Consider the following 14,431-nt stretch of genomic DNA (forward strand, 5'->3'; position numbering starts at 1 on the left):
TTCACGAAGTGGCCGCCGACCGGGTGTGGCCGGCGGCCGGAGTGCTGCCGTCAGCGGTACACGCGCGGGTCGGCCTTGAGGCCGCGGGTCAGCCGTACGGTGATGAACTCGTTGTCGTCCGGCTTGCCGGCCGTGCGGCCGTTGGAGAAGGGGAAGTTGTTGTCGTCGAGCACGCCGAGCGTCCGGTCGTCGAGGATGATCACGTCCTCGATCGTCTGGAACGGGAACCGGAACGTGCCCGGATCGCCGCCCAGCCCGCGCGGGTCGGCGATGTTCAGCAGGTCGGCGACCAGGGTCTTGTCCAGGGTGCCGTCGCGGTCCTTGTCGCGCTTGTCGGCCAGGTAGATGCGCTTGACCTTGGCGGCGTCGCCCTGGCCGTTGTCCCGCTCGATGATCAGGAACCGGTTCTCGTCGACGGCGATGGCGTCGCCGATGGCGTGCGCGGGGTCCTCCAGCTTGTACGTCCACCGCTTGTCGGTGTAGGCCCGCTTGCGCAGGTCGAACTCGTACATGCGCAGCGTGCCCGCGGGGTCGCCGCTGACGGTGCCCTCAAGCAGCGGGTAGAGGCGGCGGCCGTCCACGCCCCTGGCCATGCCCTCGAAGCCCTTGCTGCCGGCCAGGTTGGGCTGGCCGCCGTTGAGTGCGGGGTTCTCGGGGGCCTGGACGCCGGGGAGCGCGACGGGCGCGTCGAGCAGGCGGCCCTTCTGGTCGAAGTGCAGCAGGAACGGGCCGAACTCGTCGCCGATCCAGTACGTGCCGTCCGTCGAGCGCACGATCGACTCGACGTCGAAGTCGGCGCCGGTCAGCGTGCGGTCCTGGCGGGTGAGCGGCCAGGTGACGAGCCCGCGCGGGTCGGTCAGGTTGAAGCCGCCGAGCACCTGGACGGACTTCGCCCTGAAGTCGGGCTTGATGCGGTGGACCCGCAGGAGGAAGTCGGAGCTGTTGGCCTTGTTGCCGAAGCCGTTGTCGGACAGCACGTCGTAGGTGCCGTCGTGGCGGCGCGCGATGCCGCTGAAGCCCTGCACCGGCTGGCCGGTGAACGGCGGGGTGACGCCGTTGACGGGCGCCGTGCCCAGGAGGGAGCCCGACGGCTCGCTGCCGGGGACGAAGGTCAGCGCCGGGAGGGAGGCGAACCCGGTCAGCGTGGCCTGCCCGAAGGAGGCAGAGGCCCGCTCGGGGTCCGCGGTGGCGGGGGCGGCCGCGAGGCCGAGGGTGAGCGCGCCCGCGCACGTCAGGATGGCGATGCGTTTCATGCCGGGCACACTAGGGCGGGCACATGACGCGATCCCGAACGCACGGCAACGGGCGATGACCGCCAGATGTCGGGCAGGTCGGGAATGTGGCGATTTGGGGGATGTAATGACTTTCGCCACCGCAGGCGGTGCCTGCGGTGGCGAAATCGCGTGCTGGGGTGGGACCACCCGGTGGCCTGATCAAGCAGTTGCCCCGACCGGGTTCACCGGAGCCTGACCGTCGGGTCAGGCTCCGGCTCATCGGGACAACTGCGTGATCACGCGATGATGGTGATGCTGCCGGGTGTCAGGCGGCGGAGATGCCGGCGCTGGCCGCGCGGCGCATGCGACGGCGACGCTCGCTGGCGCGCTCGTCCTCGTTGAGACCGCCCCACGTGCCGTACTTCTCCGGCCGGGACAGCGCGTAGTCTAGGCACTCGTTGCGGACGGGGCACTGGGCGCAGATCGCCTTGGCCTTCCGCTCGCGTACGTCCCGCTCGGGCTGCCGCTCCCCATCGGGGCCGAAGAAGAGCACGAGGTCCTCACCCCGGCACGCGGCATCATCCTGCCAACCCCAGCTGGGGCGCGGGCGGGCGAGCTGCCGACGTACCTGAGACATGAGAAAACCACCTTCGTGAGAGGTATTTCGGTAATTGAGCCGCATTGGACGCTTTTGGCGTCACTGTTCCAACGCAACGTCGGGCCGTGATGTTCCCTCTTCAGGCGAGTGCGGGCGTGGCGTACCGCACAGGCGTGAGCCTGTCCAGCGAAACCAGCCGGTAGGTGGTGATCGTCTCGGCGCAAGCCGTACCACACGGCGCCGTGAACGCCGATGGTTCGATCACAACCTGGAGCCGGACGTCGCCGCAGCGCACAATGGCTTCGGTGACGTCGCCGTCCGTCCTGGAGGATTCCACGGCCACCGCGCCGACGGAGCACTCTCCCGTATGGGCTCGGGCGAAGTGCTCGACGGCCTGCAATGGCTCAGGGATGCCTGCGCGTCCCCGGTAGCGGTCGAGAATGATCTCGCCCGACCGGTACGCGTTAGCCGCTGCCGATGCAGCAGCCTGAGACATGCTGCCGTAGAAAATTCCGTGTGGCAAGCACACGAGGTTGGCGGCGTAGCGATCGCCGCCAACATGTGACGTTTCCCACACTCTGTCCGGCAAGATTTCGGCCAGGGACCGAGCGAGGGGTAGTCCAATGCGGGCGCAGCACACATTGCGCTTGGCGTGCGTGCAGACCAGAAATACCGGCTCGTCTTCAAGTATGCAGGACTCCGGGACCACTCCGGCCACGAGCGCGTCCAGGTCAAGATCGTCGGGACCTGCGACGACTCCCTGCGCTATCCAGGGGTGCTCGCCCTCCGCGTAGCCCACTAGCACACGGATCCCCTGCTCCCGTGGGCGGGTCCGCTTGCCGGGACGGCGGATGAGCTGGGGCCTGATACCGCGTTCGAGCGCCCGATGGACGAGTTTCGAGATTTCTGCAGGAAGTTCGAAGTTTTCCAGGCGCGAAGGCCAGGCTCCGGTGTATTCGATGAGCAGCCACAGGCGGGCTCCCACGGTGGCACTGGCCAGTGTGGGCACCTCGCCGGTGTGGCATCCCATCGGATGCTCGCAGCCCCTCGCCAACGCCCCTGCCCCCTTCTCGATCCGACTTAGGTAAGACTAACCTAACGGATCGGCGGGTTTAGGTGCGGGAGAACCGGTCCAGAACGTCCCGTGTCGCGGGCAGGGCGCGATCCCTGTCCCGCCCGACCAGGCCGATCCTGGTCCGCCTGTCCAGCAGGTCGCCCTCGTCGAGCGCGCCCTCGTGCAGGACCGACCAGAGCAGCTCGCCCTTGGTCAGGCCGAGCCCGACCTCCTCCGGGTGCTCCTTGACGAGCTCGTGCACGGACTCGGCCTCGGAGCCGTACCGCTCGGCCAGGCGGGCGGGCACTCCCGGCGGGCGCGGACCGGCCCCGGCGAGCGGGACGCGCCGGGTGCGGCAGCGGCGAGCCCGGAGCTTCCCATCCGAGACCGCTCGATCCACCGCGTCCTCGGCCATGCGGCGATATGTCGTCAGCTTGCCCCCTACGACGGTCACGACACCGTCCTGCGAGAACACCGCGTGCTCCCGCGACAGGTCGGCCGTCCTGCCGTCGGCGGCCAGGAGCGGCCTGAGGCCCGCGTAGGAGCCCGCAACCGCCTCCCTGGTCACTGGGACCTCAAGAACCCCGTTCAGCACCTCCAGGAGCGTCCTGACGTCCTCCTCGGGCACCTCGGGGACGTCCGGCACCGGCCCGTCCACCGGCTCGTCGGTCAGACCCACATGAATGCGGCCATCCGGCTGCGGCAGCACCAGCGCGAAGCGGTTGCTCTCACCGGGGATGGGCACGTGCAGGCCCGCGATCAGCCCCGGCAGAGTGCCCGGCTCCAGGACGAGGTGGCTGCCGCGCGACGGGCGCAGCCGTACCTGGGGGTCGAGCGTGCCCGCCCACACCCCGGCGGCGTTGATCACCACCTTGGCGCGGATCGTGAACTCCTCGCCCGTCAGCTCGTCGCGCACCTCGGCCCCGTGACCCGTCAGGCGCAGCGCGCGGCAGCGGGTCAGCACCCGCGCCCCGTGCGCGGCGGCGGTCCGCGCGATGGCCACCACCAGGCGCGCGTCGTCGAGCAGCCGGCCGTCCCACGACAGCAGCGCGCCGCGCAGCCCCTCGGTGCGCAGCACGGGCGCCAGCGTGTGGGCGCGGGCCGCGTTCAGCCGGGTCGGGCCCGGCAGCAGGCGGCGCGGCGTGCGCGCGGCGGCCCGCAGCCCGTCGCCGAGCCGGTAGCCGGTCATCACCAGCGCCGCCTGGCGGCGGGAGACCTCAGGGGTCAGCGGCAGCACGTACGGGTGCGCTCTGACCAGGTGCGGAGCCGTACGGCGGAGCAGGATGCCGCGTTCGGCCGCGCTCTCGTACGCCACGCCCACCTGCCCCTTGGCCAGGTAGCGCAGGCCGCCGTGCACCATCTTGGAGCTCCACCTGGAGGTGCCGAAAGCCAGGTCGTGGGCGTCGATCGCCGCTACGCTCAGCCCCCTGGTGGCGGCGTCGAGCGCCGCGCCCGCGCCCGTCGCGCCGAGCCCCACCACCAGCACGTCCACCTGTTCTTCCGCGACCCGGCGCAGCTCCCTGGAGCGTCTGGCGGCGTTCAGCGAGCTATCCAAGGTAGGCCTCCAGCAGGGCGGCGAGCTCGGTGTCGAGCTCGTCCAGCGTGACGGGGTCGAGCATGGTCGGGGCGGACAGCAGGAACGACTGGGCCACCAGCAGCACCGCCCTGGCTTTGGCCGGATCGCCGACGACCGGCTCCAGCACCTCCAGGATGGCCTTGTGGCTGGCGCCGCGCCTATCCAGCAGGTACGGCACCAGCAGCTCCGGGTCCGCCTCCACGATCTTGCGCCACAGCGGGTGCTCGCGCAGCCCCCTGACGCCGGCCACGACCGCGCGTACGGGATCGGACAGGTCGAGCCCCTCGACCACCCGCACCCACTCCCTGGTCATCAGGTCGGCCACCAGCGTGCGCACGTCGGGCCAGCGGCGGTAGAGCGTCATCCGCGACACCCCGGCGCGCCGCGCCACGTCCGTGAGCGTCGTCCTGCGCACCCCGTAGGCCAGCACACAGTCGCGTGCCGCGTCCAGCACGCCCTCATTGTGACGAATCGACGTCATGTGTCACAGTGTAAGCGTGACTGGAGAACCGATGTCGTGGTCCGGCTGGGGAGACCCCGCCAAGGCCCGCGAGCTGCCCGAGCCGGTGCGGGCGCTGCTGCACGACCTGCTCGGCGTGCGCGCGCCCGGCACGCCCGCCGCCGCGCTGGAGGAGATCGCGCTCCCGGCGGTCGCGCTGGCGGAGCCGCTGCTCGGCGCGCTCGCCGAGGTCGTCGGCGAGGCGAACGTGCTGACCGGCCACGAGGCCCGCGTCCGGCACACGCGCGGCAAGTCCACCCCCGACCTGCTGCGCATGCGCGCGGGCGACGGCTCGGCCGCTCCGGACGCCGTGGTGCTGCCCGGCTCGCACGACGAGGTGGCCGAGCTGCTGCGGCTGTGCTCGCGCGAGCGCGTCGCGGTCGTGCCCTTCGGCGGCGGCACCTCGGTGGTGGGCGGGCTGGCCGCCGACCGCGCGGGGTTCGCCGGGGTGATCGCGCTGGACCTGGGGCGGCTCGACCGGCTGCGGTCCGTGGACGAGGAGTCCATGATCGCGGAGTTCGAGCCGGGAGTGCGGGCTCCGGACGCCGAGCGGCTGCTGTCCGTGCGCGGGCTGACGCTGGGGCACTTCCCCCAGTCCTTCGAGTACGCCACGCTGGGCGGCTTCGCCGCCGCCCGGTCCAGCGGGCAGGCCTCGGCCGGGTACGGCCGCTTCGACGACATGGTCGCCGGGCTCACGCTGGCCACGCCCGCGGGCATCCTGGAGCTCGGGCGCGCCCCCAAGTCGGCCGCCGGGCCCGATCTGCGGCAGCTCGTGCTCGGGTCCGAGGGGGCCTTCGGGGTGATCACGTCGCTGCGGCTGCGGGTCCGCAGGGCTCCCCGCGAGCGGCGGTACGAAGGGTGGCGGTTCGCCTCGTTCCAGGAGGGATCGGCCGCTGTGCGGGCGCTCGCCCAGGAAGGTCCTGTGCCGACCGTGCTGCGCCTCTCTGACGAGACCGAGACGATGATCGGCCTGGCCAAGCCGGAGGAGATCGGCTCCGGCGGCTCCGGGGGGTGCCTGCTGATCGCCGGGTACGAGGGGGAGCGGGTCGGCAGCCGGCATGCCGCCGCCTCCGCCGTGCTGGCCCGGGCGGGCGGTGAGCCGCTCGGGGCCGAGCCGGGCGAGGCGTGGGAGCACGGTCGCTTCTCCGCCCCGTACCTGCGCGACTCCCTGCTCGCCGCCGGCGCCACCGTCGAGACGCTGGAGACGGCCGGCTTCTGGGCGAACCTGCCGCGCCTGTACGACGCGGTCCGGCTGGCCCTGCTCGGGGCGCTCGGCTCGCCGCTCGTCATGTGTCACATCTCGCACGTGTACGAGACCGGCGCCTCGCTGTACTTCACCGTCGTGACGCCGCAGGACGGCGACCCGGTGGCGCAGTGGGAGCGGGCCAAGGCGGCGGTGAACGCGGCCATCGTGGCGGCGGGCGGCACGATCACGCACCACCACGGGGTGGGGCGGGACCACCTGGACGCCTACGCGAGCGAGATCGGGCCCGTGGGTGCGGGGGTGCTGCGTGCGGTCAAGGCCGAGCTCGACCCGGCCGGGATACTCAACCCCGGCGTGCTCGTCCCGCGAGGCTGAGACGCGGGCCCTTCGGATCGGGCGAGGCAGGCCGGGCGGGCGAGGTGGTTCGGCGGGTTCAGCCGGGCGGGTTCAGTCGGGCGGGTTCAGCCGGGCGGGTTCAGCCGGGCGGGGGCGGGAGGCGGTCGGCCTCGGCGAGCGTGGCGGCGGCGTCGCTGAAGCGGTGCAGTGCCTCCTGCACCTCGGCCAGCCGACGCAGCGAGAGCCCCAGCGCCCCGCCGCCGGTCGAGCGGGTCAGCGCCACCGCCTCCTGGGCCAGCGGCAGCGCCTCCGTGGCGCGCCCCTTGGCCAGCATCAGCCTCGCGGTCGTGCGCAGGCTCCGGGCGAGCAGCGGGTTGTGCTCCGGCGACTGCGCGGCCAGCGCCCGGCTTCTCGCGATCGCCTCGCCGGCGCTGTTGAGCGCGGAGCTCCCGGCCCAGCGCGGCCGGTTCGCGGCGAAGGCGAGCAGACCCTCGATGGCCGCCACGGCGGAGGTGCCTTTGCGGGTCGCGTCGTCCGGGCTGTTACGGGTCATGGGAGCCTCCTAGGCAGTCCCAACCGCTTGCTTGGGGGGTGAGGCTACACCATTGCGCACCTTCTGTGTTCCCAACGGTACGGAGCGTTCAGGTCGCGCAAAAGGTAGATCACGGTAAAGATGAGGTCATGGTGGAAGTCGCGGCGGAGCGCGGAAAGCAGGTTTCCTCCCGGATCTCTGAGGAGGGTGCAGGTTGGGCCTGTGTGCAACCAGGTACGTTTGCGCAGCTCAGGCCCGACAAGCAAGGCTTTACCTGGTTGAATGTACGTACGCTCTGGCTGTCTCGCAACGAGATCCTTGCCGGGTTGTTCGGAGACCCGTCAGGGGAGGTGCGGGCGCGCTGGGTGGAGTCCCAGGAAGCGCGCGGCATTGATCCGGAATTTCGCATCAAACCGTCCGTCGGGAGTCATTTCAGTTTCCTTCTGCTTGGGGATACAGGCGAAGGAGATGCATCCCAGTACGCCGTTGTTCCCGGCATGCTGAAACTCGGGCAGGACACGTCTTTCGCCATCATCGCCAGCGACGTGATCTATCCGACGGGGTCGGGCAACGAGTACGGCGCCAAGTTCTTCCGCCCGTACCAGGACTACGACGCACCCATCTACGCGATCCCCGGCAACCACGACTGGTACGACGGGCTCGGCGGCTTCATGCGCGTCTTCTGCGACGCGCCGCCGCTCAAGCCGAAGCCGGACCGCGGGCTGCGCGGCCTGCTGTGGCGCAAGCCGGAGACCATCGACGAGACCGGGCTGGCCGAGGCGCGCAAGCTCAGGGGCAGGCCGTCGCAGCAGGCCGCGCAGCCGGGGCCGTACTGGACGATCGAGAGCGACAGCCTGCTCGTCGTGGGCGTGGACACCGGCATCAGGAACGTGATCGACCAGAAGCAGACCGCCTGGCTGCGCCGTGTCTCGCTCGACCCGCGGCGGAAGATCCTGGTGACCGGCAAGCCGATCTACACCGCGAACGCGTACAAGCCGTCGCCGCTGGAGGGCGGCGGGACGATCGACGACATCGTGCGCGACCCGGCACACCGGTACGTCGCGGCCATCGGCGGCGACGTGCACAACTACCAGCGATACCCGGTCAAGGTGGGCGACCGGGTGATCCAGTACGTCGTGTCGGGCGGCGGCGGGGCGTTCATGCACGCCACGCACACCATCGGGCGCGTGGACGTCTCCGGCGTGCACGAGGACGCGTTCAAGTGCTATCCGCTGCGCGGCGACTCGCTGTCCTTCTACAGCCAGCTCTACGCCAAGCGGCTGCGGATGAAGTGGCTCTGCCTGACGCCTTCCGAGGCGTTGTGCATCATGTCGGAGCACATCAGGAACGAGCCGGTCAGAAGCCCCACGGGGCCCGTGAAGATCACCCGGCGGATGCGGTGGGCGGCGCGGCTGCTCGGAGGCTGGCCGTGGCCGTTCCGGCTGCCGGTGGACAAGGTGTTCCACCGCTTCCTGTCCGAGTTGTCCGACTGGGACACGCCGCCGTTCTTCAAGCAGTTCCTGCACGCCACCGTGACCCCGGAGGAGCTGACGTTGCGGTGCTTCGCGGCCACGGGGTGCCTGGCGCAGGAGCTGGAGCCGCCGCTTGAGGACGAGGTGCGGATCAGCCTCGCCTGACCTCGGGCTTTTTTGTCGGAGAGGTTTGGCACCCTTGACCACGTGTATGTCGTGGTCGCGGGGGAGACGGTGCTCCCGGTCGGTGCTGAGGGCGGTGGCCCCGGCGGCCGGGAGGCGGCGCCCCCGGCCGGGGGTCGCCCCGGCGACCGGGGGGCGGGGCTGCCGGGCGGTGGTCCTGACGGCCTCGCGCGTGCCGTGAGTGAACGGGAGGCGGCCGAGGGGCCGCGGTGGGTGTGGGCGGACGCGCGGGAGACGTACCCGCCGCTGCTGGAGCGGGGCGTGCGGGTGGCGCGCTGCCACGACCTCGCGCTCACCGAGGGCCTGCTGCTCGCGTACGAGGGCCGCTACGGCGAGCCCCGCTCGGCCAGGGCCGCGCACGCCAGGCTGCACGGCCTGCCGGTGCCCGGCGAGCAGCCGAACGCGCCGGGCACGCTGTTCGCGCCCGAGCCGCTCGGCGCGCGGGAGGTCGCCGAGGTGCTGGCCGACCAGCTCCGGCGCATCGCCGCGCTGCCCGAGCCCGGCCGGTTCCGGCTGCTGGTGGCGGCCGAGTCGGCCGGCGCGCTGGTCGCGGCCGAGATGGCGCACGAGGGCATGCCGTGGCGCAGGGACGTGCACGACGCGCTGCTGACCGAGATGCTCGGCCCGCGCCCCGTCCACGGCATGCGCCCGGCCAGGCTGCAGGCGCTGGCCGACGAGGTGGCGGCCGCGTTCGGGCACCAGGTCAACCCCGACTCGGTGCAGCAGCTCGTCAAGGCGTTCAAAGGCGCGGGGGTGGCGCTGAAGACGACCAGGCAGTGGGAGCTCAAGCAGATCGACCATCCGGCGGTGCCGCCGCTGCTGGCCTACAAGGAGCTGGCCCGGCTGTTCAGCGCGCACGGGTGGACGTGGGCCGACCAGTGGGTGCGCGGCGGGCGGTTCAGGCCCGAGTACGTGGTGGGCGGCGTCGTGTCCGGGAGATGGGCCACCAACGGGGGCGGTGCGCTGCAGATCCCCAAGGTGATGCGGCGGGTCGTGATGGCCGACGACGGGTGGATGCTGGTCGTCGCGGACGCCGCGCAACTGGAGCCCCGGGTGCTGGCGGCGATGGCCGGCGACGTGGGGCTGGCCAGGGCGGCGGGGGAGATCGACCTGTACTCCGCGCTGGCGCAGTCGTTCGGCGGCGAGCGGGGCAACGCCAAGATCGCCATGCTGTCCGCGATGTACGGCGGCACCAGCGGCGACGCCTCCAAGCTGCTGGCGGTGATGCGGCAGCGCTTCCCGAAGGCCTACCAGTTCGTCGAGGACGCGGCCAAGGCGGGGGAGGAGGGGCGGCTCGTGCGGTCCTGGCTCGGGCGCACCAGTCCGCCGCCCTCTGAGCGGTGGAAGGAGCTGGTGTCCGGGCCCGAGGGCGGCCGGGCGGCCAGGGATCGCGGGCGGTTCACGCGGAACTTCGTGGTGCAGGGCACGGCGGCGGAGTGGGCGCTGTCGTTGCTGGCCGTGTTGCGTGGGCGGCTGCCGGAGCCTGCGCGGCTGGTGTTCTTCCAGCACGACGAGGTGATGGTGCACTGCCCCGCCGAGCTGGCCGACGAGGTGATCGCGGCCGTGGCGGCCTCGGCGGCGGAGGCCAGCCGGTTGTTGTTCGGGGGGACGCCGGTGCGGTTCCCGATGGAGGCGGTGGCGGTCAAGTCCTACGCCGACGCCAAGTGAGCCCGCCCATCAGGAGGGGGTGCGGTGCTGGACGGTGATCAGCCAGAGGCCCGCCAGTGCGACCATGATGCCGACCATCAGCCCGAGCATGCCGTAGCCCAGGAGCCCCACGATCGCGCCCGCGACGATCGTCCCCGTGGCGCCGCAGACGTTCATCAGCAGGTCGGACAGCCCCTGCACGGCCGGGCGGCGCTCGATCGGCACCGATTCGGTGACCAGTGCCGAGCCCGCCACCAGGCCGCACGACCAGCCGAGCCCGAGCAGCACCAGCGCCGCGGTCACCTGCCACACCCGGTGGCCCGCCGTCCCGGCGAGGGCGGCGGCGCTCAGCAGCAGGGCGGAGCCGAGCACCAGCACCGGCACCTTGCCCGCCTTGTCGGCGAGCCAGCCCACCACGGGCGAGAGCACGTACATGCCGGCGATGTGCAGGCTGATGACGAGGCCGATGACGTCCAGGTTCGAGCCGTCGTGGTGGAGTTTGACCGGGGTCATGGACATGACCGACACCATCGCCGTGTGGCTGACGGCGATCATGACCAGCGCGCGGCGGGCCGTCGGGGTGCTGCGCAAGGTCTGCCAGGCGGTGCGGACGGTGCGGTTGCGTCCTGAGTCCGGCACGGGCGCGCCGGCGCGGGCGAGGGTGAGCGGGTCGGGGCGCAGGAAACAGAGGATGACGACCACCGCGAGCGCGAAGGCCAGGGCGGCGAACGCGAACGGCCCCGCCTTCTCCACCAGCCCGAGGCTCATGCCGATGCGGTCGGCCGGCTCGGCCAGGTTCGGGCCGGCCACGGAGCCGATGGTGGAGGCCCAGACGACCAGCGACAGGTGGCGGGCCGAGCGGTCCTTCGGCGACAGGTCGGTGGCCGAGTAGCGGGCCGCCAGGCTGCCCGCGCTGCCGCCGCCGACCAGGACGAGGCCGGCCAGCAGCAGCGGCCAGGTGCGCAGGCTGATGGCCAGCACCGAGATCGCGCAGCCCACGAGCGCCGCCGTGTAGGCGAGTGACAGCCCCGCCCGGCGTCCGCCCCGGCCGGACGCCTTGGCGGTGGGCAGGGCCAGGAGTGCCGCGCCGAGCACGGTGGCCGTGCCCGCGAAGCCGCTGATGACCGTCGAGCGTGACAGCTCGTCCACGACGACCGAGCTGAGCGCCAGCCCGACGGCCACGCCGACGCCGCCCACGATCTGCGCCGCTGAGAGCACGACCAGGGTCCGGCGTTGGATGCGCTGAATTCGGTCAGGAGGCGAGACAGCGGGCTTTGTGGGGGCACTGGTCACCCGTGAAGTCTCGCATAATCGCTAACAACGCCCCAAAGGGGACGGTGAACTGATTTTTCGGGAAATAGGGATTTTCAGAGCAGGATGACGGGATCCCCTTGAGCGATGCGACCGTACGTGCCGGGAATCAGGTCGGGGATCAGATTGATGCCGAACCACACCTTGCCGTCACGCTTGCGATGGCGGGCGAGTGTCCTGAGCGGCTCCTTGCCCTTGCGATAGGTCGTGGTGTCGACCGTGGTCAGCACGCAGCGATCGCACCCCTTGGTCACGCGGAACTCCACCTCGCCGATGCGCACGCGCTTCCACTCGTCCTCGGCGAACGGCTCCGCCACCCCGTCGATCACCACGTTCGGCCTGAATCTGCGCATGGGCAGCGCGCGCGGCTCCTCGCCCAGGTCCCGCGCGGTCTCGGCGATCCAGTCGTTGAGGCGGGCGAGCGAGGCGGTCGTGGTGAGCAGCAGCGGGAAGGCGTCGGCGAGGCTGACGCGGTCGTCGGGGTGGCCGTAGAGGGGGTTGACCGGGCGGCGGGTGGGGTCGTCCAGCCACATGAGCCGGACGGGGCGCTCCACCAGCGCGCTCAGCCATGCGGCGGCGGCGTCGCCGCAGTCGGTGAGCCGCACCTCGGTGCTCGGCAGGCGCACGGTGGACAGCTCCACGGCCGGGACGTCAGCGAGGGCGCCGGCGGGGGCGCCAGTGGGGGCGCCGGTGGAGGCGACGGCGGGGGCGATGGCAGGGGTGATGGCGGGGGTGATGGCGGGGGCGACGGTCAGCGGTGCGGCGTGCGGGCCCGTCAGGGTGAGGGTGCCGCCGTCGAGCACCGGCACGCAGGCCAGCAGGCGCGGCTCCTGGCGGGCGGTGAGCACCGCGCCGCGCTCGTCGGCGACGAGGTAGCGGCGGTCGCCGGCCAGCCCCCACGGCTGCACCTCGGCCGCGGCGACCTCGTGCCCCGAGGTGGACTTGACGGGGTAGTAGGAGATGCTCGCCAGCTTCATACGGCAGACCGTATCTCACGGGTTCCGGCTGGTTCCCCGGCCACCGCGCTCCTGCGGTGCAGGCTCGCGCCGAGCGCCACGGCGGCCAGGCCCGCCACGCCGATCGCGGCGCCGATCCAGGCGACGGAGGCGTAGCCGAGCCCCGCGCCGATGGCCAGGCCGCCCGCCCACGGGCCGGCGGTGATGCCGACGTTGAAGGAGGCCACGTTCATGCCGGCGGCCAGCGTGGGGGCGTCCTTGGCGAGGGCGAAGGGGCGGGCGTTCAGCGCGGGGTTGGTGCCGAAGCCGAACGCGCCGAGCAGGAAGATCAGCGGGATGGCGAGCAGGGCCACGGAGGCGGACACGGCCAGCGCCGCCGAGGTCACGACGAGGCCGGTGACCCCGGCGAACAGCAGCGGGTACGGCCGCGCGTCGGCGATCCGGCCGCCGGCGGTGATGCCGATGAGGGCGCCCACGCCGTACAGGCCGAGCACGGCGGGCACCCAGGCCGGGTCCAGGCCGGTGATGTCGGTCAGCAGCGGGCTGAGGTAGCTGAAGGACGACAGCAGCGCGCCGGTGGTCAGCGCGGTGGTGCCGTAGGCGAGCCAGAGCGCGGGCCTGGCCAGCGCGCGCAGCTCGTCGGACACGCGGGGCGTGCTCGCCCCGTCGGGCCGGCCGCCGGGGATGGTGGCGAACACGCCGATGCCGGCCAGCGCCGACAGCGCGGCCACCGCCCAGAACGCCGCCCGCCAGCCCAGGTGCTGCCCGATCACCGTGCCCGCCGACAGGCCGATGACGGTGGCCACGGTGAGCCCGCCGGCCAGCACGCTCATCGCCTTGGCGCGGGCGTTCGCGGGCACCAGGCCGATCGCGGTGGTGGCCGCCACGGCCCAGAATCCGGCGTAGACGAACGCGCCGGCCACGCGGGTGGCGAACAGCACGCCGTAGCTCGACGTCAGCGCGCCCGCGACGTGCGTCAGGGCGAAGAGCCCCAGGAACGTCAGTAGCACCGTACGGCGCGGCCACCGCAACGTGACGACGGCCAGCACCGGCGCGCCCACCAGCATGCCGATCGCGAACGCCGAGATCAGCAGCCCCACGTCGGGGACCGACACCCCCAGGTCGCGCGCCATCTCGGGGAGCAGGCCGGCGAGCATCAGCTCGGACGTGCCCTGAGCGAAGATCGAGAGCCCCAGTATGTAGACCGCCAACGGCATGGCGTCCTCCTTTTTAGATTGATCAGTTCAAAACGTGGGCACGAAAAAATCAGTAGAGGGCCAGCGCGGTGTTCGCGATCGACTCGAGCGTGGCTCTGCCGGCCCCGCCGCGGGCCGCCACGCGCAGGCCGCTGACCGTCGCTACCAGGAAGTGGGCCAGCGCCAGCGGGTCGTGGCCCGCGCTCAGCTCGCCGCGGGTGCGGGCGGCCTCGATCGCGGTCCTGACGATCCGGACCCGCGTCTCGGTGTCGCGGCGCAGGATCTCCGCGATCTCCGGGTCGCGCGGGCCCAGCTCGACCAGGGAGTTCACCACCAGGCAGCCGGCCGGGTCGGCGGGGTCGGGCTCGACCGCCCACCACAGCACGGTCCTGATCTTCTCCTTGATCGGCGGCTCGCCGTCCATCAGCTCGGCGAGCCGGGCGTTGCGCTCGTCCATGTAGTGCCGCAGCGCCCGTTCGAACAGGTCGCGCTTGCTCGCGAACGTGTTGTAGATGCTGCTGCGCCCCAGCCCCGTGGCGGCGCACAGGTCCTGGGTCGAGGTGGCCTCGTAGCCCGCGTCCCAGAACGCGCGCATGGCCGCCTCGACCGCCCGGTCCTCCTCGAACATCCTCGGTCGCGCCATGGCAGGCACG

13 protein-coding genes are annotated in these 14,431 nt (G+C 72.1%); 3 read left to right on the top strand and 10 right to left on the bottom strand.

Annotated features, from left to right (window positions below; translation table 11 throughout):
- Window positions 1-50: 50 nt before the first annotated feature.
- The 5 genes from FXF51_RS12170 to FXF51_RS12190 form a co-directional block, all read right to left on the bottom strand.
- Window positions 51-1,253, bottom strand: coding sequence for an esterase-like activity of phytase family protein (locus FXF51_RS12170; RefSeq protein ID WP_148434386.1), 1,203 nt, complete (start codon window positions 1,251-1,253; stop codon window positions 51-53).
- A gap of 286 nt (window positions 1,254-1,539) precedes the next feature.
- Window positions 1,540-1,851 carry a WhiB family transcriptional regulator gene (locus FXF51_RS12175; protein WP_080036407.1) on the bottom strand — a complete coding sequence of 104 codons (312 nt, stop codon included), beginning with the start codon at window positions 1,849-1,851 and terminating at the stop codon, window positions 1,540-1,542.
- Between the two features lie 100 nt (window positions 1,852-1,951).
- Window positions 1,952-2,821 carry a sucrase ferredoxin gene (locus FXF51_RS12180; RefSeq protein ID WP_262379457.1) on the bottom strand — a complete coding sequence of 290 codons (870 nt, stop codon included), beginning with the start codon at window positions 2,819-2,821 and terminating at the stop codon, window positions 1,952-1,954.
- Between the two features lie 103 nt (window positions 2,822-2,924).
- Window positions 2,925-4,421, bottom strand: coding sequence for a glycerol-3-phosphate dehydrogenase/oxidase (locus FXF51_RS12185; RefSeq protein ID WP_148434388.1), 1,497 nt, complete (start codon window positions 4,419-4,421; stop codon window positions 2,925-2,927).
- A complete protein-coding gene (locus FXF51_RS12190) occupies window positions 4,414-4,923 on the bottom strand; it encodes a TetR/AcrR family transcriptional regulator (protein WP_148434389.1) in 510 nt (169 codons plus the stop codon). The genes FXF51_RS12185 and FXF51_RS12190 overlap by 8 nt, the downstream gene beginning before the upstream one ends.
- Window positions 4,924-4,954: 31 nt before the next feature.
- Here FXF51_RS12190 and FXF51_RS12195 point away from each other — a divergent pair, with 31 nt between their 5' ends.
- A complete protein-coding gene (locus tag FXF51_RS12195; protein WP_148434487.1) occupies window positions 4,955-6,520 on the top strand; it encodes an FAD-binding oxidoreductase in 1,566 nt (521 codons plus the stop codon).
- A 100-nt stretch (window positions 6,521-6,620) separates the two neighbouring features.
- Here the strand turns inward: FXF51_RS12195 and FXF51_RS12200 are convergent, their stop codons facing one another.
- Window positions 6,621-7,034: a hypothetical protein gene (locus FXF51_RS12200; protein WP_148434390.1), complete on the bottom strand. Its 414-nt coding sequence runs from the start codon at window positions 7,032-7,034 to the stop codon at window positions 6,621-6,623.
- Between the two features lie 344 nt (window positions 7,035-7,378).
- Between FXF51_RS12200 and FXF51_RS12205 the strand changes: the two genes are divergently transcribed.
- Together FXF51_RS12205 and FXF51_RS12210 are read left to right on the top strand one after the other, a co-directional pair.
- Window positions 7,379-8,650: a metallophosphoesterase family protein gene (locus tag FXF51_RS12205; protein ID WP_411268353.1), complete on the top strand. Its 1,272-nt coding sequence runs from the start codon at window positions 7,379-7,381 to the stop codon at window positions 8,648-8,650.
- 42 nt (window positions 8,651-8,692) lie between these two features.
- Window positions 8,693-10,336, top strand: coding sequence for a bifunctional 3'-5' exonuclease/DNA polymerase (locus tag FXF51_RS12210; protein ID WP_222871247.1), 1,644 nt, complete (start codon window positions 8,693-8,695; stop codon window positions 10,334-10,336).
- A gap of 9 nt (window positions 10,337-10,345) precedes the next feature.
- Here the strand turns inward: FXF51_RS12210 and FXF51_RS12215 are convergent, their stop codons facing one another.
- The 4 genes from FXF51_RS12215 to FXF51_RS12230 form a co-directional block, all read right to left on the bottom strand.
- Entirely contained in the window at window positions 10,346-11,533 is a 1,188-nt protein-coding gene (locus FXF51_RS12215) for an MFS transporter (protein ID WP_222871248.1), read from the bottom strand.
- A gap of 149 nt (window positions 11,534-11,682) precedes the next feature.
- Window positions 11,683-12,603 (bottom strand): MOSC domain-containing protein, encoded by a 921-nt coding sequence (locus tag FXF51_RS12220; RefSeq protein WP_148434394.1) that lies wholly within the window; start codon window positions 12,601-12,603, stop codon window positions 11,683-11,685.
- The gene (locus tag FXF51_RS12225; protein WP_148434395.1) at window positions 12,600-13,799 is read right to left on the bottom strand and encodes a Cmx/CmrA family chloramphenicol efflux MFS transporter; all 1,200 of its coding nucleotides are present in this window, start codon (window positions 13,797-13,799) and stop codon (window positions 12,600-12,602) included. Before FXF51_RS12225 ends, FXF51_RS12220 begins: the two co-directional genes overlap by 4 nt.
- Window positions 13,800-13,848: 49 nt before the next feature.
- A complete protein-coding gene (locus FXF51_RS12230) occupies window positions 13,849-14,421 on the bottom strand; it encodes a TetR/AcrR family transcriptional regulator (protein WP_148434396.1) in 573 nt (190 codons plus the stop codon).
- Window positions 14,422-14,431: the final 10 nt, after the last annotated feature.

Source organism: Nonomuraea sp. PA05 (assembly GCF_008086045.1).
Lineage (GTDB): Bacteria > Actinomycetota > Actinomycetes > Streptosporangiales > Streptosporangiaceae > Nonomuraea > Nonomuraea monospora.

What these genes read in the sequence shown, in the direction of transcription:
- FXF51_RS12170 (WP_148434386.1), bottom strand. Translation starts at nt 1,253, where the DNA reads ATGAAACGCATCGCCATCCTGACGTGCGCGGGCGCGCTCACCCTCGGC.
- FXF51_RS12175 (WP_080036407.1), bottom strand. Translation starts at nt 1,851, where the DNA reads ATGTCTCAGGTACGTCGGCAGCTCGCCCGCCCGCGCCCCAGCTGGGGT.
- FXF51_RS12190 (WP_148434389.1), bottom strand. Translation starts at nt 4,923, where the DNA reads ATGACGTCGATTCGTCACAATGAGGGCGTGCTGGACGCGGCACGCGAC.
- FXF51_RS12195 (WP_148434487.1), top strand. Translation starts at nt 4,955, where the DNA reads ATGTCGTGGTCCGGCTGGGGAGACCCCGCCAAGGCCCGCGAGCTGCCC.
- FXF51_RS12200 (WP_148434390.1), bottom strand. Translation starts at nt 7,034, where the DNA reads ATGACCCGTAACAGCCCGGACGACGCGACCCGCAAAGGCACCTCCGCC.
- FXF51_RS12220 (WP_148434394.1), bottom strand. Translation starts at nt 12,603, where the DNA reads ATGAAGCTGGCGAGCATCTCCTACTACCCCGTCAAGTCCACCTCGGGG.
- FXF51_RS12225 (WP_148434395.1), bottom strand. Translation starts at nt 13,799, where the DNA reads ATGCCGTTGGCGGTCTACATACTGGGGCTCTCGATCTTCGCTCAGGGC.
- FXF51_RS12230 (WP_148434396.1), bottom strand. Translation starts at nt 14,421, where the DNA reads ATGGCGCGACCGAGGATGTTCGAGGAGGACCGGGCGGTCGAGGCGGCC.